The sequence below is a fragment of the Sanguibacter sp. 25GB23B1 genome, from assembly GCF_040012415.1.
Classification (GTDB): domain Bacteria; phylum Actinomycetota; class Actinomycetes; order Actinomycetales; family Cellulomonadaceae; genus Sanguibacter.
Genome location: NZ_JBDYKL010000009.1, coordinates 28,041 through 48,982 on the forward strand (window position 1 = coordinate 28,041; position 20,942 = coordinate 48,982).

Sequence of the window (20,942 nt, forward strand, 5' to 3'; positions counted from 1 at the left end):
CTCTAGGTTAGGCCACCCGGCTCGCTGCCCGTGGCCGCGGGACGTGCGGGATCGTTCGACCACTGCGACCAGGAACCGGGGTAGAGGGCTGCGTCGACACCGAGACCCGCGAGCACGGCGACCGCGTGCGACGCGGTGACGCCGGACCCGCAGTAGGCACCGATCCGCGGCGCGGAGCCGGGGGGCGGAGGAGCCGCGTCGGCGGAGGTGATCCCGTGGCCCGCGAACGCCTCGACGAGCTCGGGGGCGTCGACGAGCCGCCCGGCGGGGCCGAGGCTCGCGGCGGTGGGGGCGCTGCGTGCACCGGGGATGTGGCCGGCGCGGGGGTCGACAGGCTCCACGTCGCCGCGGTACCGCTCTGCTGCGCGCGCATCGAGCAGGACACCGGTGCGCGCCAGCTCGGCGGCCGCATCGGCGTCGAGCACAGGGAGGTGCCCACCGCGCAGGGTGACGTCTCCCTCGGGCACCACGACGTCACGCGACTCGGTCTCGCCTCCGCCGTCCACCCACGCGGTGAGACCGCCGTCGAGGATGCGGACGTCGTCGTGCCCGCCCCAGCGCAGCAGCCACCAGGCGCGAGCGGCCGACAGCCCACCGACCGCGTCGTACACGACGACGGGTACCCGCGAGCGCACGCCCCAGCTGCGCGCGGAGTCCTGGAGCGCCTCGACCGACGGGAGAGGGTGACGACCTGTCGCGGCGGTCGCCGGCCCGGACAGCTCCGTCTCGAGGTCGACGTAGACGGCGCCGGGCACGTGAGCGCCGAGGTACTGCTCGCGACCGTCGCTCCTGCCCAGCGCCCAGCGGACGTCGAGGATCGTCACCGGCCGCCCGGAGTCGAGGATCCCGCGGAGTCCTGCGGGCCCGACGAAGACGCGACCGCGCCGCTCGTCGAGGTCGGCGAGCTGGTCGTTCATGCGTTCTCCGGCTCTCTGCTGGCGGTCGGCTCGCGGTCGGCGGGCTCGTCGTCCGCGCTCTCGTGGGAGGAGCCGGGCGCGGCCGTCACGGGCTCGAGGTCGAGCCGCATCGTCCAGGCGTCCACGTCCTCAGGCTGGTAGTAGCGCTTGCGGACCCCGAGCCGAGCGAAGCCGAACTTCTCGTACATCGCGATCGCGGGGCGGTTCGTCACGGCGACCTCGAGGAGTAGACCCCGCGCGCCGAGGGTCCGCGAGTGGTCGATGAGCGCCTGGAGGAGGCGCGAGCCGATCCCGTCGTGCTGGGCGACTGTCGCCACCCCGATCGTCATGATCTGGCTGAGCTCCCCGTCGAACCACAGACCCGCGTAGCCGACGACCTCTCCGGGACCGACGCGGTCCTCCCGGACCTCCTCGGCCGCGACGTACCAGCGCCCGAGCGCGCCGAGCTCCTCCGCGAGCATCCCGAAGGACCACGCGCTGCGACCGAAGAGCTCGATCTCGAGGAGCGCGACGCGCGGGAGGTCGGCGGCGCGCAGAGGTCGCAGCTCGACCTTCATGTCGCCCGCTTCGCGGCCGACGGCTCCTGCGCGTCGGGTCGGCGCAGGTAGAGCGGCTCGGTCGGCAGGGTCTCCCCCGCCGCGACCCGCGCGAGGGCGAGGCGGGCGAGCCAGGCAGGGTCGGGAAGGCACGGGCTCTCGTCGGGCGTGCGGACACCGGCGAACGCGTCCGGGTACAGCTCGGTCCCCTGTCCGACGACGAGGGCGTCACGTGCCTGGCCGGCAGCGACGACATCCGTCGCCGCCGAGACTCCGGGGCCTGCCGTCACCGACACGGCGACCGCTCCGAGGACGCCGACCTCACCGACGCTGTACCGCGCCCAGTACACCTCCTTGCGGCGAGCGTCCTCGACGACGAGCACGCTCGCCCCCTGCGAGAGGTCGAGGGCGTCGGCGGCTTCGGAGGCGACCGCGTCGAGGCTCGAGATCCCGTGCACCGGGATCCCGAGGGAGAAGGCGAGCGTCTGCGCGGTGACGAGGCCGACCCGCAGCCCGGTGAAGGGTGCCGGGCCCGTCCCGACGACGATCGCACGCAGGTCCGCCGGCTCCAGGCCTGCCTCCTCGAGGACCTCCTCGATCATCGGCGAGAGGAGCTCGGCGTGCCGACGCTGCTCGACGACCCGGCGGCTGGCGAGCAGCGTGCCGAGGTTGTCGAGGAGCGCCACGGAGACCGCAGCGGACGTGTCGATCGCGAGTACTGCCACGACCCCAGCCTACTGACCCTCGGGGGTGGATGGTGGGCTTGCGGGCAACTGGGCTGAGGTCCACCTCGCACCGACGCCTCGGAGGGTGACACGACGGGTGCCGACCTCGGCGTCGTCGACGGCCCCGCCGTCCGTCGTCGCGTCGATCCCGCCGCGCGGGCGCTCGAGAGTGATCTCGAGCCGCTCCCCCGCGAGGGACTCCACGAGGCCCTGTCCCCACTCGACGACGGTGACGGAGTCCTCGAGGTCGGCGTCGAGGTCGAGCGCGTCCACCTCGTCGAGCGAACCGAGACGGTACGCGTCGACGTGGACGAGGGCGGGCCCGCCGGTGAGCGACGGGTGCACACGCGCGATGACGAAGGTGGGCGACGCGACCTGGCCACGGACGCCGAGCCCGGTGCCGATGCCCTGCGTCAGCGTCGTCTTGCCGGCACCGAGGTCGCCCGTGAGCAGCACGAGGTCGCCCGCGCGCAGCTCGTGGGCGAGCGCCCGACCGAACGCCCGGGTGGCATCCGCGTCGGGAAGGTCGACCGTGACGACCTGGTCCGGTGCGGTGGTGGCTGCCTCGTCGGTCATCGTCCTGCCTCTCCGTCCACGTGGTGCCGGGGGACGCGGGCCCCGAGCCGGGTGGTGATCTCGTAGCTGATGGTGCCTGCGGCGCGCGCCCAGTCCTCCGCGGTGGGACCGCCGTCGGAGCCCGTGCCGAAGAGGACGACCCGGTCCCCGGCCTGCTCCGTCGCGCCGGGCCCGAGGTCGACGACGAGCTGGTCCATGCAGACGCGTCCCGCGACGGCGAGCGTGCGTGCCGAGGCACCGGTGCCGACGCGGACCGGACCGCCCGGTCGCTCGGGCAGGTGGCCCGACGCGTGGCGGGGGACGCCGTCGGCGTAGCCGAGCGGCACGATCCCGAGGACCGTTGCCGAGGGTGTCGTGTAGGCGTGCGCGTAGGAGACGCCGCGGCCGCCCGGGACTGCCTTGACCGTCGCGAGAGACGCCTCGAGGGTCATCGCGGGGACGAGACCGAAGTCGCTCGGGCCGCCGAGCTGCGGCACGGGCGAGAGCCCGTAGACGGCGAGGCCGGGCCGGACGAGGTCGTAGTGGGCCCGCGGGTTCGTCAGCGTCGCGGCGGAGTTGGCGAGGTGTCGCACCTCGAGGTGCGCCCCGGCGTCCTCGGCGAGCCGGACCGCCTGGTCGAACACGTCAGCCTGGGCGAGGACGGTCGGGTGTGCGGGCTCGTCGGCGAACGCGAGGTGGGACCAGATGCCGACGAGCTCGACGAGGCCCTCGGCCTGGACCGCGACCGCGTCCCGGAGGAAGGCCGGCAGCTCGTCGATCTCGAGGCCGTTGCGGCCCAGGCCGGTGTCCACCTTCATGTGGACCCGCGCAGTGCGGCCGGTGCTGCGTGCCGCCTCGACGACCTCCCGCAGCGCCCACGGTGCCGCGACCGAGACGTCGATGTCAGCCAGGAGGAGCGCGTCGATCGGCGCGCCGGGCGCGTAGAGCCAGGTGAGGATGCGCGTCGCGAGACCGGCCGCCCGGAGCTCGAGAGCCTCGCTCACCTGCGCGGTGCCGAGCCAGGTGGCGCCGCCCTCGACCGCGGCGCGGGCCGACGGTACGAGCCCGTGGCCGTAGGCGTCCGCCTTGACGACCGCCATGACCTGCGTCGTACGGTCGTTGCTCGGGCGCGCACGCCCGACGAGGGCCTGGACGTTCGACCGGACCGCGGCGAGGTCGACGACCGCGCGCGCCGGGAAGTAGGTGCTCACAAGGACCGATTCTCTCACTGCCTGCCCGTCATCCACCGCCCGCCGGCGGACGGACCTGTCAGGTCGCTCGCAGGACGAGGTCCGCGGAGGCGCGGGTCGCGCCGATCCGCTCCGCGTTGCGCTCGTCCGGACCGAGCGCCCACTCCCGCGCCTGGGCGGGAGTCCGACCGTGGCGCACGTGGCGCTCGACGAGGCGCCCGGTGCGGACGTCCTCGTCGAGGTCGAGGTACCAGACCTCGTCGAGCAGCGGGCGCACCCCCGCCCACGGGCCGTCGTCGAGCAGGAGGTAGTTGCCCTCGGTGATCACGACGTCCGTCGTCGCATCGACGCGGATCGCTCCTGCGACGGCCTCCTCGATCTCGCGCCGGAACTCGGGTACGTAGACGACCTCCTCACGATCGCGCAGCCTGCGCAGCAGGTGGACATAGCCCTCGGCGTCGAAGGTGTCCGGTGCGCCCTTGCGGTCCTGGCTGCCGAGGCGCGCGAGCTCGCTGCCGGCCAGGTGGAACCCGTCCATCGGCACGAGGACGGCACCGATCGGCTCCTCACCACCGCCCGGGTCGACCATCGCGGCGACCACCGCGCTCGCGACCGTGGACTTGCCTGCCCCGGGCGGCCCTGTGATCCCCACGACGCACCGCCCCGGCCGACGCGCGAGCACCGACCGGACCCGTGCGACGAGCACCTCGATCTCCGCTGCTGCACTCTCCTCAGCCATCGTCGCCCTCACTCCTCGACAGCATGCTCGCGCAGCAGGTGCGCGACGGTGCCCGGGAGCGCGTCGGCGACGTCGAGCGCCGAGACCGGACCGCCCGGGTTCGCGCGGTGCGCCGCGAGCCCGTGGACCAGGGCGGCGGCGGCCGCGAGCCGGGCCGGCAGGCTCGGGTCCTTCACCGCAGCCGCCGAGTGCGCCGCGAGAAGGGCGGCGAGCACGCCGGTGAGCACGTCTCCCGCACCCGCGGTGGCCAACCACGCCGGTCCGTCCGCCTGGGAATACACGCACCCCGGCCCGACGACGAGGGTCACCCCACCCTTGAGGAGCACCGTCGCGCCGGTGAGCTCTCGTGCCCGCTGGGCCCAGCGCAGAGGCTCGGCCTCGACGTCGGGGCGCTCGACGGTCTCGCCGCGAGCGCGCAAGAGCTCGGCGAGCTCGCCAGCATGGGGGGTGAGGACGATCCACGGCGGGCAGGTGCGGGGCAGCAGTGCCAGCGCGCCGGCGTCGACGACCGCCGGAACCCTGGCCCCCACCACGTCGGAGGACAGCTCACCGGTCGCGTGCGCGAGCGCGTGCCGGATCCGTCCCTGCTGGGCACGGGTGGCGTCGTCGGTCGCGGGCGGTGCCGTCGAGATGCCTGGGCCGAGGGCCCACGCCTGCACCCGGCCACCGGCCGGAACAGCCTCGGGGCGCGCTGCGAGCACGGCGCTCGTCACGTCCCGGGCGCCGAGGTACCGGACCATGCCGGTCCCCGTGCGGATCGCGCCGCTCACGGTGAGCAACGCGGCACCCGGGTACTGCTCTGTCCCGGCGACCACGCCGACCACACCGCGGGTGTACTTGTGCACCGCGGCACCGGGTGGGGCGAGCAGGTGCTGGTCGACGAGGTCCCGTGCGCTCAGCCGGCGGAGCACCGGTCGCTCCTGCGCAGACCCGTCGACCGCGTCCAGCGCGAGACCGATGTCGACCGCCTCGACACGTCCGGCAAGCTCTGCGGCAGGCGGGAGGAGCAGTCCTGGCTTGGTCGCCCCGAACGTCACGGTCACGTCCGCCGGGAGCACGACGCCGGGGACGCTCCCGTCGTCCACGCCGATGCCGCTGGGCAGGTCGACGGCGACGACGAGCGGTCCGCGGCCGTCGGGCCGGACCGGCGGGTGGAGAACGGCGGTCACGAGATCACGCGCCGCGCCCCGCAGCCCACCGGTACCGCCGAGTCCGAGGAGCGCGTCGAGCACGACGTCCGCGTCCTGGACGAGGCGGGCCGCCGCCGAGACGGCGACCCCGGGCGTCCGGGGCGGCGCGTCGGGCCCCGCCAGGCCGGCCACGAGGCTCACCCGTCGGCCACCGGCCGCGAGGAGTGCCGCGAGGCCCGCCTCGTGGACGCGCTCGCTCGTGAGCACTGCCGTGACCTGGATCCCGCGGCCGGCGAGGCGCGCGCCGGCAAAGAGCGCGTCCCCGCCGTTGTTCCCGGGGCCCACGAGAGCGACCACGGTGCTGCCGCGGACACGGCCTCTCCGCGCACGGATCTCCCGCACGACGACGCCGGCGAGGGCGAACGCGGCACGGTCCATGAGGGGCACGCCTGCCGCGAGCAGAGGTGCCTCGGCAGAGCGGACGGTCCTGCTGTCGTGAGCGACGATCATGCGCCCCATCATGCACCTGGCGACCACCCGGCGCGCGGAGCCCTCGACACGCGCCGAGCGGGGGCACCCACGTAGGGTTGCGCGCATGCGATTCGGACTCTTCATCCCTCAGGGCTGGCGCCAAGACCTCACCGGCATCGACGCCGCCGACCACTGGTCCACCATGAACGGCCTGGTGCAGCACGCTGACACCGGCAGCACGTTCGACTCCGTGTGGGTCTACGACCACTTCCACACCGTTCCCGAGCCCACCCAGGAGGCCACGCACGAGGCCTGGTCCCTCATGGCGGCGTTCGCGGCGACGACGAGCCGGGTCAAGCTCGGCCAGATGTGCACGTGCATGTCCTACCGCAACCCTGCGTACCTCGCGAAGGTCGCCACGACCGTCGACGTCATCAGCGGCGGGCGCGCCCAGATGGGCATCGGCGCCGGCTGGTACGAGCACGAGTGGCTCGCGTACGGGTACGGGTTCCCCCGCGCCGGCGAGCGGCTCGCCATGCTCGACGAGGGCGTCCAGATCATGCGACAGATGTGGACAGACGGTTCTGCGACCTTCTCCGGCAAGCACTACACGGTCGACGGTGCGCTGAACTTCCCGCTCCCCCTCCAGCACGGCGGTCCACCGCTGTGGATCGCGGGCGGCGGCGAGAAGAAGACGCTGCGGATCGCGGCCCAGCACGCGCAGTACACGAACTTCGACGGGACTCCCGAGACCTTCGTGCACAAGTCGGAGATCCTCGCGAAGCACTGCGATGCCGTCGGGCGTGACTTCGACGCCATCACCCGCTCCGCCAACTACAACGTGGTCATCGGCGAGACCGAGAAGGACGTCGCGGACCGGCTCGCGTGGATCGGCGAGCACTACGCCAAGACGGTCCCGTCCAAGGCCGCGGAAGCCGAGGAGCAGTTCCGCACCGGACCGCTCGTCGGCACCCCGGAGCAGATCGTCGACACGCTCCAGGAGCTCGAGAGGCTCGGCATGGACTACGCGATCACGTACTTCGCCGAGGCCGCCTACGACCGCAGCGGCATCGAGCTCTTCGAGCAGACGGTGGCGTCCGCGTTCGCCTGAGACCACGCACGCGCCACCGCGGGCGACTCTCGCGGCACGACGGGGAGCGTCCGCACGCGCGGGAGCTCCCCGTCGTCGCTCAAGGCGCACGACACGGTTGCCGATCACTCCTGCATGACCGACCCCTCTGTCCCGACCACCGCGCCGGAGATCGTCCGGTCCTGGCCGAGATGGGTCTAGACGGCCGAGGCGGTGGGCGAGGACACGCTCGCCACGCGCCTCGTCGTCGCGAGCCCCGTGGACGCCCTCGACCCTGAGCTCGGCAACCTCGTCCTCGCACGCAGCGCCGTCGTGCGCGGCCGCCCGCAGGATGCCGTCGACCTCCTGGAGGACACCGAGCTCGGCCCGCCCGCCGACGCTCAGGCCCCCGAGGTCGTCGCCGCGGCAGCGCGTGCCTCGATATCCAGGGGGGACGACGACTACCGCTGGCTCCTCGCCCACGTCTCCTACGCCCGCCGGACGGGTGAGGGCTCGATCGCGCTCCGGCTCCTCGCCGCCGTCGCCGACGCACGAGGCGACACGACGACCGCCGACCGGGCCTGGGAGGAGCTCGTCGCGAGCGCCGGGTGGCGCACCCCCGACGCCCTTGCGCGCCTCGCGGCGACGACCGTCTCCCGCCGCGACCGTGACGACCGGTTCGGTGTCCCCGCGCACGCCCTCGAGGCGGCGGGCATCGCCCTCGCCGCTCCCCGCTCGCCCCGCCCCGACCTCGGTCCGGTCACCGACGCCGACGCCGACGCCGACGCCGACGCCGCGACCAGGCTCGCAGGACGCGGCGACCGCGCCGGTGCGCTGCTCCTCCTGCGGGCGGTCCGCTCGAGGGCACGGTCCATGGGCGGCGACGCACGGCCCTCCGCCGGGCTGCGGGCGAGCGAGGCGGAGCTCCTCCCTCCGGCTGACCGTCTCGCGTACGGCGTGCAGCGGTCCGGCATCGCTCTGCTCGGCGCGGGTGCCGGTGTCGTCACGGTCCTCGCAACCTCGACGGTGTGGTGGCCGCTCGTGCCCGTGCTCGCCGTCGCAGCGACGCTGCTCACACGCCGGCACGTCCGGCTCGGGCCCTTCACCACCGCGGAGCGGCGCGCCTGGCGAACCCTCCCCCACTCCCACATCGACGAGCCGACCGGAGGGGTGGTCGGGCGCCAGAGGGACATGCTCGGCGCCGTCGTGGCCGTCGTGGCCGTCCTCGCCGGAATCTGGCCGGCGGCGCTGACCCTCAGCTGGATGTCGGAGCGGCTCGTGGGCTGGGCGTGGCTGCAGTTCGTCGTCTACATGCTCGTCATGATCGCTCCCGCGCCGCCGTCCCTCGCCCTGCTCGCCTGGGCGAGGGCTGCTCTCGCGCGACGCACCAGGCGGCGCCGTGTTGCGAGGGACGACAGCCAGGGGCTCGCAGCGGTCGGGGAGGGGACCGCCACCGCCCGGTGCCCGCTGAGCGGCGTCCTGTGGCTCGTGGTCCCGACGGACGCGGAGGCCCTGCTCCTCATGCGCGGAGCGATGTTCGCGTCCGAGCCCGACCCGGCGCGGCACGACCGGTCCTTCTTCTGACGCGGGCGGTACCGGTCAGCCCTCGGCGACGACCATCGCGGTGGCGATCCCGCCGTCGTGCGAGAGGGAGAGGTGGAGGTGCACGACACCCAGCTCGGCCGCCCGCGCGGCGACCGTGCCGCTCGCCTCGATGACCGGCGCGCCGCCAGGGACGCGCGGGATGGTCACGTCGTGCCAGTGGAGGTTGCCTGGCGCGCCGAGCGCCTTCGCGATCGCTTCTTTGGCCGCGAAGCGGGCAGCGAGCGACGACGGGGCGAGGTCGCGCTCGACGGCGGTGAACAGCCTGTACCGCAGGCGGGGAGCGCGCTCGAGCGTCGCCATGAACCGCTCGATCTCGACGACGTCGACACCCACCCCGAGGATCACCTGGCGGCCGGACCTAGCAGGGCTCGCCGGCGGCGTAACCGACGGTCACCGCGGTCACTCGACCGTGACGGACTTCGCGAGGTTGCGCGGCTGGTCCACGTCGAGGCCGCGGGCCGTCGCGAGCTCGCACGCGAAGATCTGCAGCGGCACGATCGTCAGCAGCGGCGCGAGCAGCGTCGGGGACTGCGGGACCCAGAACACCTCGTCGGCGTACGGGATCACCGCGTCGTCGCCGTCCTCGGCGATGACGAGCGTCCGGGCGCCACGGGCGCGGATCTCCTGGATGTTCGAGATGACCTTGGCGTGCAGCGAGTCCCGTCCGCGCGGCGAGGGGACGATGACGAACACGGGCTGACCAGGCTCGATGAGCGCGATCGGGCCATGCTTGAGCTCGCCGGCGGCGAAGCCCTCCGCGTGGATGTAAGCCAGCTCCTTGAGCTTGAGCGCCCCCTCGAGCGCGATGGGGAACCCGACGTGCCGGCCGAGGAACAGCACGGACGACGTGTCGGACATCCAGCGGGCGATCTCTCGGATCCGCGCACCGCGGTCGAGGACCTCCTGGATCTTCGCGGGCATGGCCCGCAGCTCCTCGAGGATCTCCTCGATCTCGTCCGGGAACTTGTTGCCGCGGAGCTGGGCGAGGTAGAGGCCGAGGAGGTAGGCCGCAGTGATCATCGAGAGGAACGCCTTCGTCGACGCGACGGCGACCTCGGGGCCGGCGTGCGTGTAGAGGACGGCGTCGGACTCGCGCGGGATCGTCGAGCCGTGGGTGTTGACGATCGAGACGACCTTCGCGCCCTGCTCGCGGGCGTGGCGCACGGCCATGAGCGTGTCCATCGTCTCGCCGGACTGCGTCACGGCGACGACGAGGGTCTTCTCGTTGACGACCGGGTCGCGGTACCGGAACTCGTGTGCGAGCTCCACCTCGACGGGGATGCGGCACCAGTGCTCGATGGCGTACTTGGCGACGTGCCCCGAGTACGCGGCGGTGCCGCAGGCGATGACGATGATCTTGTCGATCGAGCGCAGGACGGCCTCGTCGATGCGCAGGTCGTCGAGCGTCAGACGGCCCTTGAGGTCGGTCCGCCCGAGGAGGGTGTCCGCGACGGCCTTCGGCTGCTCGTGGATCTCCTTGTCCATGAAGGACGCGTAGCCGCCCTTCTCGGCGGCCTCGGCGTCCCAGTCGACCGTGAAGCGCTTGGGCTCCACGACGTTCCCGGCGAAGTCCGTGACGGTGACCGTGCTCGGTGTGAGCGTGACGATCTCGTCCTGTCCGAGCTCGAGCGCCTCGCGTGTGTAGGCGATGAACGCCGCGACGTCGGAGCCGAGGAAGTTCTCGCCCTCACCGAGGCCGACGACGAGCGGGGAGTCGTGCCGAGCGCCGACGACGACGTCGGGCTGGTCCACGTGCACCGCGAGGAGCGTGAACGCACCGTCGAGACGGAGGACCACCTGGCGCATCGCCTCGGTGAGGTCTCCGCACGCGTCGTACGCACGTGAGACGAGGTGGGCCGTGACCTCGGTGTCGGTCTCGGAGAGGAACTCGACGCCCTCGGCGAGAAGCTCCTGCTTGAGGAGGGCGTAGTTCTCGACGATGCCGTTGTGGATGATGGCGAGCCGCCCGTCGCCTGCGAGGTGCGGGTGCGCGTTGAGGTCGTTCGGTGCGCCGTGGGTGGCCCAGCGGGTGTGGCCGATGGCCGCGGTGGCGCTCGGGAGCGGACGCGACTCGAGCTCTTCGATGAGGTTGACGAGCTTGCCGGCCTTCTTGGCGGCGATGACGTGATCGACCTCCGGCGCCACGAGGGCGACCCCGGCGGAGTCGTACCCGCGGTACTCCAGGCGGCGGAGCCCCGCGATGACGACGTCGAGCGGACGGCTCGAGACGGACGAAGACCCGACGTAACCCACGATTCCACACATGCGTCAGAGTCTAGTGGACACGTGCGCCGCGTTCGATCAGGCAGAATCGTCGGGTGGTCTCCTCTCGTATCGTCCCCGCCACGCCGTACGTCGATCTCGATCGCGCGGCGTGGTACCGGCTCTCGGAGTCGACCCCTCTCCCCCTCACCGACGACGACGTCGCACGGCTCCGGGGCCTCGGCGACCCCATCGATCTCAACGAGGTCGACACCGTCTACCGGCCGCTCTCCCGCCTCCTCAACCTCTACGTCGCCGCGAACGAAGGTCTCCACCGCGCGACCTCGACGTTCCTGCGGGAGGACTCTGCGCGGACCCCGTTCGTCATCGGTGTGGCCGGCTCCGTCGCCGTCGGCAAGTCGACCACGTCGCGCATCCTGCGCGAGATGATGGCGCGGTGGCCGGACACGCCGCGCGTCGAGCTCATCACGACGGACGGCTTCCTCTATCCGAACGCCGAGCTCCAGCGCCGCGGCCTCATGGACCGCAAGGGCTTTCCCGAGTCCTACGACCGGCGCGCGCTCATCCGCTTCCTCACGAAGATCAAGGCCGGACGCACTGAGGTGCGCGCGCCCGTCTACGACCACCTCACCTACGACATCGTGCCGGGACGGGAGGCCGTCGTCCGCCACCCGGACGTCCTCATCGTCGAGGGGCTCAACGTCCTGCAGCCGGCACGCAGCACGGAGGCGGCGTCGAGCCTCGCGGTGAGCGACTTCTTCGACTTCTCGATCTACGTCGACGCCCGGACCGCCGACGTGCGCCAGTGGTACGTCGACCGGTTCCTGTCGCTGCGCAAGACGGCGTTCGCACGGCCGGAGTCCTACTTCAACCGCTACGCGACCCTGTCCGACGAGGACGCCGTGGACATGGCGGAGGGGATCTGGGACTCCATCAACGCACCGAACCTCGTCGCGAACATCCAGCCCACCCGCAGCCGCGCCACGCTCGTGCTCACCAAGGGCGCCGACCACTCGGTCGAGCGCGTGCGGCTGCGCAAGCTCTGATCCGCACCAGGCCGACCCTCTCAGGGAGCTCTCGACGCGCCCACGGCAACCTTCTCGGACGCCGCGACAGCGACCGGTCCATCGACCGGTGACTCCTGGCCGCGAACGCGCAGCACCCGGCCGAGCACCCAGTCGACGAGGAACCCGATGGCCGTCCCGCCGACGACGCCGACCGCGACGGCAAGGAACGGACGCCCGTGGAGCCAGACCCCGGCACCGATGCCGATCAGTGTCGAGTACGCGGCCCACGTGACCGCGGCGATCGCCGCGAGGCCCGCGAAGCTGCGGAACCGATAGCGCAGGGTCCCGGCCGTCATGTTCACCGCGACCCGGCCGACGGGTATGTACCGCGCGGCGATGATGATCGGTGCGGGACGCTGGTGGAACGCGCGATCAGCCCAGACGAACGCCGACTGCACGCGCCGACCCCGCATGAACGGCAGCCGGTGGACGTCGATCCGGCGCCCGATGGTGTACGCGAGGATGTCCCCGGTGAACGCCGCCACGGCCGCTACCGCAGCCAGTGCCCACGGGTCGGGGCTCCCCGTGGAGAGCGACAGCGCCGCGAGAGCGATGACGAGAGACTCGCTCGGGACCGGTGGGAAGAAGGCGTCGATCGTCACGAAGGCAAAGAGGACGACGAAGACCCACGGCGATGCCGCCAGGCCTTCTGCCCAGAGTTCTAGTCCGTCGAGCACGCGTCTACCGGTCCCTCCGCTGGCGCCTCCGTGTCGAGGCCGTCCCAGCGTATGTACCAGGGGCGACGCCAACAATGAGGGTCTCCCCTGACTGATCCCTGATATTCGACCACTCGGCAGGTCGGTGCGTCGTCAGACCCGGGTCTGATCAGTCGAGCGGAAAGCTCATCATCTGGGCGGCCCTCGACGGGTCGGGGGTGTCGGACCAGTAGCGTGCCAGGTTCTCGTTGGTCGCCAGGGACCGCGTCTGCGCGTGGTCGAGATAGAGCTCACCGCGGAGGTGGTCGGTCTCGTGCTGGACGATCCGGGCGGGCCATCCGGTGAGGACCTCGTCCACCGCGACGCCGTTCTCGTCGGTGCAGGTCAGCCGGACGCTCCGGTGCCGCGCGACGACCGCCTGGTACCCGGGGACGCTGAGGCAGCCCTCGTAGAAGGAGCGCCGGTCGGGGCCGACGCCCGCGTAGTCCGGGTTGACGAGGACGCGGTAGTCCAGCGGGGTCCGCTCACGGACGTCGGCGAGGTCGGTGTCGCCGACGCCCGGGTCCTGGATGACGGCCAGGGCGAGGCTGATCCCGATCTGGGGTGCCGCGAGCCCGACGCCCGGAGCGTCCAGCATCGTCAGGCGCATGCTCTCGAGGAGCGCCGGGAGCAGGGCGCCGAGCTGGTCGTCGTAGCGGGCCGCTGGGAGGCGCAGCACCGGGTGGCCTGCCTCGACGAGAGGCAGCACGCCCCGGGAGTGCGTGTCGAGGTGCTGCTCGATCGCGTCGCGCAGCGCGCTGTCGGTCGTCATGCGAGGGACAGCCGCGAGCGGACCACACCTGCCAGGGAGTGCGCGACGTCGTCGGCCTGCTGCTGGCTCGGCGCCTCGACCATGACGCGCACGAGCGCCTCCGTCCCGGAAGGGCGCAGGAGGACCCGGCCGGTCGAGCCGAGCAGTGCCTCGGCCTCCTTGACGGCGGAGAGGATGTCCTCGTCCGTCGACGCGCGCGACTTGTCGACGTCCTTGACGTTCACGAGGCTCTGCGGGAGCCGTTCGATGCCGGAGGCGAGCTCGGACATCGTGCCCTTGCTCTCGGCCAGGCGGCTGAGCAGGTGGAGCGCCGTGAGGATGCCGTCGCCGGTCGTGGCGTAGTCCGTGAGGAGCACGTGCCCGGACTGCTCGCCGCCGACGGAGTACCCGCCGCGACGCATCTCCTCGAGGACGTAGCGGTCGCCGACGTTCGTCTCGATGGTCCGGATACCGTGGCGCTCCATCGCGAGCTTGAGCCCGAGGTTCGACATGACGGTCGTGACGAGCGTCCCGTTCGCGAGGGTGCCACGCTCCGAGTGCGCCTGGGCGAGGATCCCCATGATCTGGTCCCCGTCGACGATCTCGCCTTCCTCGTCCGAGGCGATGCAGCGGTCCGCATCCCCGTCGAAGGAGACTCCTGCGTGCGCCCAGTGCCCGACGGTCGCGGCGGCCATGCGCCGCGGGCTCGTCGCGCCGTAGCCCTCGTTGATGTTCTCGCCGTCGGGGTAGGAACCGATGACGACGACCTCGGCGCCGGCGCGGCGGAGCGCCTCCGGCCCGACCTCGCTCCCGGCGCCGTTCGCGGAGTCGACGACGATCTTGAGACCGTCGAGGGTGTGCGGGACGGTCGAGACGATGTAGTCGACGTAGCGCCACACCGCGGCGAAGTCCTGGGTCATGCGACCGACGTTCGCGCCGACCGGTCGTTCCCATCCTTCGCGCAGCCGCGCCTCGATCTGGTCCTCGACGTCGTCGTCGAGCTTGGACCCGCTGCGGTCGAAGAACTTGATGCCGTTGTCGGCCATCGGGTTGTGCGAGGCGGAGATCATCACGCCGAGGTCGGTGTTCGTGTTGGCCGCGAGGTAGGCGACCGCAGGGGTCGGCACCACTCCGATGTCGACGACGTCGACGCCCGCGCTCGCGAGCCCGGCGCAGACTGCCGCGGAGAGGAACTCTCCGGAGGCCCGCGGGTCTCGTCCGACGACGGCCTTGGGCCGGTGCCCGGAGAACTCGCCCCGCTGGCCGAGGACGTGCGCTGCAGCGACGGCGAGGTCGAGTGCGAGCTCGGCCGTGACGTCGCGGTTGGCGACGCCTCGCACGCCGTCGGTTCCGAAAAGTCGTCCCATGGTGTCTCCTCGTGTCCGCGCGAGCTCCGCACCCGCGCCCTCCGGACCGTCGTCGGTCCGGTGCCTGCGATCCAAAGACCGACGGCCCCGATGGCGAACCATCGGGGCCGTCGGCGTGAGCGCAGTGATCAGCGCTTGGAGTACTGAGGTGCCTTGCGGGCCTTCTTGAGACCGGCCTTCTTGCGCTCGACGACGCGTGCGTCGCGAGTGAGGAAGCCAGCCTTCTTGAGGGCTGCGCGGTTGTGCTCTTCGTCGATCTCGTTGAGCGCACGAGCGATACCGAGACGAAGGGCTCCGGCCTGGCCGGAGGTGCCGCCACCGTTGATGCGGGCGACGACGTCGAAACGACCCTCGACGTCGACGAGCTTCAGCGGGGAGTTCACCAGCTGCTGGTGGACCTTGTTCGGGAAGTAACCCTCGAGCGTGCGCCCGTTGATCTTCCACTGTCCGGTGCCGGGGACGAGGCGCACGCGGGCGATCGCCTCTTTGCGGCGGCCCAGTGCCTGGGCCGGCGCGGTGATGCTCTGGCCGCGGCCCGCGGGGGCGACGGTCTCAGAGGTGTAGGTGCTGGGAGAGTCTTCTTCCAGCGCGTCGATGTCGACGGTGGTCTCGGCCACTGGTGGTGTCCTCGCGTCCTTGATATGTCTGCTCAGCAGGCCGGGGCCTACTGGGCGACCTGGGTGATCTCGAAAGGCTTCGGCTGCTGCGCAGCGTGGGGGTGCTCAGAGCCTGCGTAGACCTTGAGCTTTCCCAGCTGGTTGCGACCGAGCGTGGTCTTGGGGATCATGCCGCGAACGGCCTTCTCCACGGCGCGCTCCGGACGCTTCTCCAGGAGCTCGGAGTAAGCGACGGCACGCAGTCCACCCGGGTAACCGGAGTGGGTGTATGCCAGCTTCTGCTCACGCTTGTTTCCGGTCAGGGCGACCTTGCCCGCGTTGATGACGATGACGAAGTCACCGCCGTCGACGTGCGGGGCATAGGTGGCCTTGTGCTTGCCACGGAGCAGAGTCGCGACGTGGGTTGCGAGGCGGCCCAGGACGACATCGGTCGCGTCGATGACGAACCATTCGCTCTGGATGTCGCCGGGCTTCGGGGTGTACGTACGCACTGTCGTAGCCTTCGTTTCGTCTTGTGTCTTCTCCGGCGCAGGATTCTGCGGCCGGCGAGGTCGGTGAGCGCTTCGTCTTAGACCTAGCGAGTGGGCGCACCGGTCACGTGTGGAAGCACAACGACTAGCCACGATATCCGCTCAAGGGGCAGCCGGTCAAAACCGGTTGCATCACAGTGGCGCCTCGCGCGTCCGGGCGAGGCCAGGAGCACGGTGCGGAACCGCTGAGAGAAGCACGAGAGCGGAGGAGTGGAGCCAGTCGCGCGGTCAGTCTACCCGAGCGACCGCGGGCGACCGGTCACACGGGGGCGAGCTCGCACGCGGGGCAGCGCCCCTCGGTCGCCAGGTGCGCGCAGCCGCTGCAGAACAGCCGGAGCGTGACGCACGACGGCGACGCACAGTTCTCGTACTTGGCGGTCGGGGCACCGCACGCGGTGCACTCCCCCAACGGCTGCGTCTGTGCGTCGAACTCGACGTGCATGCGCTCGTCGAACACGTAGAGGGAACCCTCCCAGAGGCCCCTCGACCCGAACTCCTCGCCGTAGCGGACGATGCCGCCGTCGAGCTGGTACACCTCACCGAAGCCCCGCGAGGTCATGAGCGAGGAGAGCACCTCGCAGCGGATTCCCCCCGTGCAGTACGTGACGACGGGACGCCCCTTGAGGTCGTCGTACTTCCCGGAGTCGAGCTCGGCGACGAAGTCGCGCGTCGTGGCGACGTCCGGCACGACCGCGCCCCGGAACCGCCCGATCGCGGCCTCGAAGGCGTTGCGTCCGTCGAAGAAGACGACGTCGTCCCCGCGCCGGGCGACGAGCTCGTTCACCTCGCTCGGGCTGAGGTGCACCCCTCCGCCGACGACGCCGGACTCGTCGACCCGGAGCTCGTCCGGGGCGCCGAAGCTCACGAGCTCCGGGCGCACCCTGACGCTCAGGCGGGGGAAGTCATGGCCCGTCCCGTCGGACCACTTGACGTCCATTCCCGCGAAGCCGGGGTACTGGCGCGTGGTCTTGACGTACTGCTTGAGCTTCTCGACCGTGCCGCCGAGCGTCGCGTTGATGCCGTGCGTCGAGACGATCACCCGACCGGTGAGGTCCCAGCGCTCCGCGAGCGCGGACTGCCAGAGCCGCACCGCGACCGGGTCGGCCACCGGCGTGAGCGCGTAGAAGAGGACGATCTTGTGCACAGCCATGCTCCCAGCGTAGGCGGCGCGCGCTAGCGACGGGTCGTGCCCCGGTGGACGAGGCGCACCGGTCCGACGATGCGCTCGGCGATCACGGGGCCGCCGTCTGCCGCGATCCGTCGGTCGAGGAGCCGCAACGCCTCCCGCACCATGACGTCGTGGCCGGGGTCGACGGTGGTGAGTGCCGGGACGAGGAACTCGGAGACCGCGAGGTTGTCGAAGCCGACGAGCTGCACGTCGTCGGGCACCCGCAGGCCCGCGTCGGCGAGCCCAGCGAGCGCGCCGACCGCGACGGCGTCGGTCACCGCGAAGATCCCGTCGAACACGGTGCCGGACGCGACGAGGTCGGCGACGGCCCGCCGGGCCTCGGCTGTGCCGGGGTGCGTGAGCTCGACCACGAGGCGCGGGTCGGCAGCGCGGCCGGCCTCGTCGTGCGCTGCGCGCCATCCCACCGTCCGCGTCGGGGCCATCCCGCCCTCGCCTGTCGCCGCCTGCGCCGACCCGCCGAGGATCACCACGTCCCGGGACCCTGTCGAGAGCATGTGGGCGGTCGCGAGGCGAGCACCCTCGACGTTGTCCATCGCGACGTGGTCGTAGCGCTTCGGCAGGTCCCGCTCTCCGAGGAGGACGATCGGTGTCGCGGCGCGGAGCCGGTCGATGTCGGAGCGCTCGAGACCCACGACGCTGAGCAGGACGCCGTCGTACATCCGCAGGCGTGCGAGCGAGAGGGCGGCGAGCTCGCCCTCCCGGCTCGCCCCTCCTCGCTCGACGACGAGGTGCCGGCCGGTCTGCTCGAGCGACCTCGCCACGCGGGCGGCGAGGTCGGCGAAGTACATGTGCTCGAAGCCGGGGACGATGAGCGCGACCGTGTCGGTACGGCCCGCGCGCAGGCGACGCGCGTTGAGGTTGACCTCGTAGCCGAGCTCCGCGATGACGTCGAGCACCCGCAGGCGCGTCTCCGCGCCGACGCGCGGTCGGCCGTTGACGACGTTGGACACCGTCATGACAGAGACGCCGGCCGCACGGGCGACGTCGCTCATGGTGGTCATGGCAGTCCCCTCTCCGACATGGGACCACGCTCCCACACCTGGGGCTGCATGACCGTTCTCAGTCCGTGGTCTCGAGGGGTTGACGCCGTCGAGAACGAGGTGCGAGAGTCGACACGACGTCCTGGTATATCGATACACCATCGTCGTCCGTCCGTGCCGGCAGAGCCGCCGACCAGCATCGCGACGAGATCGAGGCGCCACCGCTGCCCGCCCGACCACACCTGGAGTGCACCCGTGCAGACCACCACCACGACCGCCGTCATCAACCTCGACATGCCCGGCCCCACCGTCTCCCGCCACATCTACGGGCACTTCGCCGAGCACCTCGGCCGGTGCATCTACGGCGGCTTCTGGGTGGGCGAGGACTCCGAGATCCCGAACGAGGCCGGGATCCGCCTCGACGTCGTCGAGGCGCTCGGGGCGCTGAGCATCCCGAACCTGCGCTGGCCCGGCGGCTGCTTCGCCGACGACTACCACTGGCGCGACGGCATCGGTCCGCGCGAGGACCGTCCGCGCATGGTCAACTCCCACTGGGGGGACGTCGTCGAGGACAACTCCTTCGGCACGCACGAGTTCATGAAGCTCTGCGAGCTGCTCGGCGCCGAGCCCTACGTCAACGGCAACGTCGGCTCGGGCACCGTGCGCGAGATGAGCGAGTGGGTGGAGTACCTCACGCGCGGCGACGACTCCCCCATGGCGAGCCTGCGCCGCCAGAACGGGCAGGACGAGCCGTGGACCCTGCCGTTCTTCGGTCTCGGCAACGAGGCCTGGGGCTGTGGAGGGAACATGGATGCCCAGCACTACGTGAGCCTCGCCCGCCAGTACGGCACCTACGTGCGCAACCACGGCGAGAACCAGGTCTACAAGATCGCCGCTGGTGCGAACGTCGACGACTACTCGTGGACGGAGACCCTCATGAAGGCGCTCTCCTGCCTCGGCTGCTCGCGCACGCCCAACAGCTTCTTCCAGGGCCTCTCGCTCCACTACTACACGCACACCGGCCCGTGGGAGGACAAGGGCGACGCCACCTCCTTCACCCAGGACGAGTACTACCTGACGATGAAGCGGGCTCGCCGGATCGAGGAGCTGGTCCGTGCGCACGCCGCGATCATGGACTGCTACGACCCCGAGCGGACGGTCGGCCTGATCGTCGACGAGTGGGGCACGTGGTGGAACGTCGAGGAGGGCACCAACCCCGGGTTCCTGTACCAGCAGAACACCTTGCGCGACGCGCTCGTCGCGACCGTCCACCTCGACGTCTTCCACGCCTTCGCCGACCGGGTGGCGATGGCCAACATCGCCCAGACCGTCAACGTGCTCCAGGCGATGATCCTCACGGACCCCGACTCCGGGGCGCTCGTCCTCACACCGACCTACCACGTGTTCGAGATGAACACGGGGCACCACGACGCCCGGAAGCTCGACGTGCACCTCAAGGGCGACCTCCCCACGCGCGAGGTGGACGGCTCAGAGATGAGCCTCCTCTCCGCGTCGGCCTCCACGAAGGACGGCTCGGCCCTCGTCTCGCTGTCCAACCTCGACGCGGAGAGCCCCCGCACCGTGGTGCTGGACCTGCGCGGAGGCGCTGTCTCGGCGTTCTCGGCGCGGCTGCTCGGCGCGAGCGACCTCCAGGCGCACAACACCCCCGAGGTGCCCGACGCCGTCGCGCCGGTCCCGTACGTCGGCGTCCGCGAGCACGCGCTCGGCCTCGAGGTGGACCTGCCCGCTCACTCCTACGTGACCGTGTCGCTCACGCTGGCACCCTGAAAACAGGGGGCGGGACGAGGGCAACCACCCTCGCCTCGCCCCCGAGATCCCGCGCGTGCGCGCCTCGCCGACCCGGAGAGTTCACCTGGCTGCAACACGGGCGTCGCTCAGCAGGGCGACCGGCTGCCTAGCGTGGAGCCCATGGACACCGCACAGGTCGCACCGACGACGACCCTCACCCTGGTCCGCCACGGGCAGACCCACCTCAACGCGCTCCGCATGCTGCAAGGCAGGTGCGACTCCGCGCTCACCCCGTCCGGTCACGCCGGCATCCGGGTGACCGCCCAGCACCTGTCGACCTCGACCTTCGACGCCGCCTACACCTCACCGCAGGGTCGCGCGGTGACCACGGCGGAAGAGCTCGTCCGCCACCACCCCCGGCTCGCGCTACGGACCGACACCGACCTCCGCGAGTTCTCCTTCGGCACCTACGAGCGCCGGCCGGAGCACGAGCTCGACGCCGTCCAGCCGTGGGCCGAGCTCATCGCTGCCGTGCTCGGCGGTACCCACCCCGGCCTCCCCGGCGGCGAGTCCGGTGCACACTTCATGGGCCGTGTCCGGGCCGTCTTCGAGCGCATCCTCGCGGCCCACGAGGGGCAGCAGGTCCTCGTGGTCGGGCACGGCCTCACCCTCGGCGCCTACCTCGCACTCGTCGACCCGGCCGGGCTGGTCGCTCTGCCGAACGCGTCGGTCTCGACGGTCGAGGTGCGGGACGGTGCAGCCCGCATCCTCTCTGCAGGCGTGGACGTCGCGGGCCACGGGTCGGTCGCTGCGCGGCCGGCCCCCGTCCCTGCCTGA

The 20,942-nt window shown here is 71.8% G+C and carries 21 protein-coding genes; 5 read left to right on the plus strand and 16 right to left on the minus strand.

Annotation, left to right across the window (positions count from 1 at the left end):
• Nucleotides 1-2 precede the first annotated feature (2 nt).
• The 7 genes from ABKW26_RS07365 to ABKW26_RS07395 are packed head-to-tail and all read right to left on the minus strand — an operon-like array spanning nucleotide 3 to nucleotide 6,302.
• The gene (locus ABKW26_RS07365) at nucleotides 3-917 is read right to left on the minus strand and encodes a sulfurtransferase (RefSeq protein ID WP_348592276.1); all 915 of its coding nucleotides are present in this window, start codon (nucleotides 915-917) and stop codon (nucleotides 3-5) included.
• Complete coding sequence (locus ABKW26_RS07370; protein WP_348592278.1) at nucleotides 914-1,474, minus strand: GNAT family N-acetyltransferase; 561 nt, start codon at nucleotides 1,472-1,474, stop codon at nucleotides 914-916. The genes ABKW26_RS07365 and ABKW26_RS07370 overlap by 4 nt, the downstream gene beginning before the upstream one ends.
• On the minus strand, nucleotides 1,471-2,178 hold the full coding sequence (gene tsaB / locus ABKW26_RS07375) for a tRNA (adenosine(37)-N6)-threonylcarbamoyltransferase complex dimerization subunit type 1 TsaB (protein WP_348592280.1): 708 nt from the start codon (nucleotides 2,176-2,178) through the stop codon (nucleotides 1,471-1,473). The genes ABKW26_RS07370 and tsaB overlap by 4 nt, the downstream gene beginning before the upstream one ends.
• A gap of 9 nt (nucleotides 2,179-2,187) precedes the next feature.
• Nucleotides 2,188-2,754 carry a tRNA (adenosine(37)-N6)-threonylcarbamoyltransferase complex ATPase subunit type 1 TsaE gene (gene tsaE / locus ABKW26_RS07380; RefSeq protein WP_348592281.1) on the minus strand — a complete coding sequence of 189 codons (567 nt, stop codon included), beginning with the start codon at nucleotides 2,752-2,754 and terminating at the stop codon, nucleotides 2,188-2,190.
• A complete protein-coding gene (alr, locus tag ABKW26_RS07385) occupies nucleotides 2,751-3,944 on the minus strand; it encodes an alanine racemase (RefSeq protein ID WP_348592283.1) in 1,194 nt (397 codons plus the stop codon). The genes tsaE and alr overlap by 4 nt, the downstream gene beginning before the upstream one ends.
• 58 nt (nucleotides 3,945-4,002) lie before the next feature.
• The gene (locus tag ABKW26_RS07390; RefSeq protein ID WP_348592285.1) at nucleotides 4,003-4,662 is read right to left on the minus strand and encodes a nucleoside/nucleotide kinase family protein; all 660 of its coding nucleotides are present in this window, start codon (nucleotides 4,660-4,662) and stop codon (nucleotides 4,003-4,005) included.
• 8 nt (nucleotides 4,663-4,670) lie between these two features.
• Nucleotides 4,671-6,302: an NAD(P)H-hydrate dehydratase gene (locus tag ABKW26_RS07395; RefSeq protein ID WP_348592287.1), complete on the minus strand. Its 1,632-nt coding sequence runs from the start codon at nucleotides 6,300-6,302 to the stop codon at nucleotides 4,671-4,673.
• 85 nt (nucleotides 6,303-6,387) lie between these two features.
• On the opposite strand from ABKW26_RS07395, the gene ABKW26_RS07400 reads away from it, so the two are divergent.
• Complete coding sequence (locus tag ABKW26_RS07400; protein ID WP_348592289.1) at nucleotides 6,388-7,374, plus strand: LLM class F420-dependent oxidoreductase; 987 nt, start codon at nucleotides 6,388-6,390, stop codon at nucleotides 7,372-7,374.
• A gap of 192 nt (nucleotides 7,375-7,566) precedes the next feature.
• Complete coding sequence (locus ABKW26_RS07405; RefSeq protein ID WP_348592291.1) at nucleotides 7,567-8,916, plus strand: hypothetical protein; 1,350 nt, start codon at nucleotides 7,567-7,569, stop codon at nucleotides 8,914-8,916.
• Nucleotides 8,917-8,931: 15 nt separating this feature from the next.
• On the opposite strand, the gene ABKW26_RS07410 is transcribed toward ABKW26_RS07405, so the two are convergent.
• Both ABKW26_RS07410 and glmS read right to left on the minus strand, forming a co-directional pair.
• Nucleotides 8,932-9,282, minus strand: coding sequence for a holo-ACP synthase (locus tag ABKW26_RS07410; protein ID WP_348592292.1), 351 nt, complete (start codon nucleotides 9,280-9,282; stop codon nucleotides 8,932-8,934).
• A 54-nt stretch (nucleotides 9,283-9,336) separates the two neighbouring features.
• On the minus strand, nucleotides 9,337-11,202 hold the full coding sequence (gene glmS, locus ABKW26_RS07415; protein WP_348592294.1) for a glutamine--fructose-6-phosphate transaminase (isomerizing): 1,866 nt from the start codon (nucleotides 11,200-11,202) through the stop codon (nucleotides 9,337-9,339).
• Between the two features lie 53 nt (nucleotides 11,203-11,255).
• On the opposite strand from glmS, the gene coaA reads away from it, so the two are divergent.
• The gene (coaA, locus tag ABKW26_RS07420) at nucleotides 11,256-12,206 is read left to right on the plus strand and encodes a type I pantothenate kinase (RefSeq protein WP_348592295.1); all 951 of its coding nucleotides are present in this window, start codon (nucleotides 11,256-11,258) and stop codon (nucleotides 12,204-12,206) included.
• A 20-nt stretch (nucleotides 12,207-12,226) separates the two neighbouring features.
• Here coaA and ABKW26_RS07425 read toward each other — a convergent pair whose 3' ends face one another.
• The 7 genes from ABKW26_RS07425 to ABKW26_RS07455 all read right to left on the minus strand — a co-directional run bounded on the left by ABKW26_RS07425 (nucleotide 12,227) and on the right by ABKW26_RS07455 (nucleotide 18,377).
• Nucleotides 12,227-12,904, minus strand: coding sequence for a VTT domain-containing protein (locus ABKW26_RS07425; protein WP_348592297.1), 678 nt, complete (start codon nucleotides 12,902-12,904; stop codon nucleotides 12,227-12,229).
• 148 nt (nucleotides 12,905-13,052) lie between these two features.
• Nucleotides 13,053-13,694, minus strand: coding sequence for a peptide deformylase (locus ABKW26_RS07430; protein ID WP_348592299.1), 642 nt, complete (start codon nucleotides 13,692-13,694; stop codon nucleotides 13,053-13,055).
• Nucleotides 13,691-15,040: a phosphoglucosamine mutase gene (gene glmM / locus ABKW26_RS07435; protein ID WP_348592301.1), complete on the minus strand. Its 1,350-nt coding sequence runs from the start codon at nucleotides 15,038-15,040 to the stop codon at nucleotides 13,691-13,693. Before glmM ends, ABKW26_RS07430 begins: the two co-directional genes overlap by 4 nt.
• Nucleotides 15,041-15,168: 128 nt before the next feature.
• Nucleotides 15,169-15,657, minus strand: coding sequence for a 30S ribosomal protein S9 (rpsI, locus tag ABKW26_RS07440; protein WP_348592303.1), 489 nt, complete (start codon nucleotides 15,655-15,657; stop codon nucleotides 15,169-15,171).
• A 47-nt stretch (nucleotides 15,658-15,704) separates the two neighbouring features.
• On the minus strand, nucleotides 15,705-16,148 hold the full coding sequence (gene rplM / locus ABKW26_RS07445; RefSeq protein ID WP_348592305.1) for a 50S ribosomal protein L13: 444 nt from the start codon (nucleotides 16,146-16,148) through the stop codon (nucleotides 15,705-15,707).
• 298 nt (nucleotides 16,149-16,446) lie between these two features.
• The gene (locus tag ABKW26_RS07450) at nucleotides 16,447-17,337 is read right to left on the minus strand and encodes a rhodanese-related sulfurtransferase (RefSeq protein ID WP_348592307.1); all 891 of its coding nucleotides are present in this window, start codon (nucleotides 17,335-17,337) and stop codon (nucleotides 16,447-16,449) included.
• A 23-nt stretch (nucleotides 17,338-17,360) separates the two neighbouring features.
• On the minus strand, nucleotides 17,361-18,377 hold the full coding sequence (locus tag ABKW26_RS07455; RefSeq protein WP_348592308.1) for a LacI family DNA-binding transcriptional regulator: 1,017 nt from the start codon (nucleotides 18,375-18,377) through the stop codon (nucleotides 17,361-17,363).
• A gap of 273 nt (nucleotides 18,378-18,650) precedes the next feature.
• Between ABKW26_RS07455 and ABKW26_RS07460 the strand changes: the two genes are divergently transcribed.
• Together ABKW26_RS07460 and ABKW26_RS07465 are read left to right on the plus strand one after the other, a co-directional pair.
• Nucleotides 18,651-20,144, plus strand: coding sequence for an alpha-L-arabinofuranosidase C-terminal domain-containing protein (locus ABKW26_RS07460; RefSeq protein ID WP_348592432.1), 1,494 nt, complete (start codon nucleotides 18,651-18,653; stop codon nucleotides 20,142-20,144).
• A 141-nt stretch (nucleotides 20,145-20,285) separates the two neighbouring features.
• Nucleotides 20,286-20,942, plus strand: a complete 657-nt coding sequence (locus ABKW26_RS07465; protein ID WP_348592310.1) for a histidine phosphatase family protein — start codon at nucleotides 20,286-20,288, stop codon at nucleotides 20,940-20,942.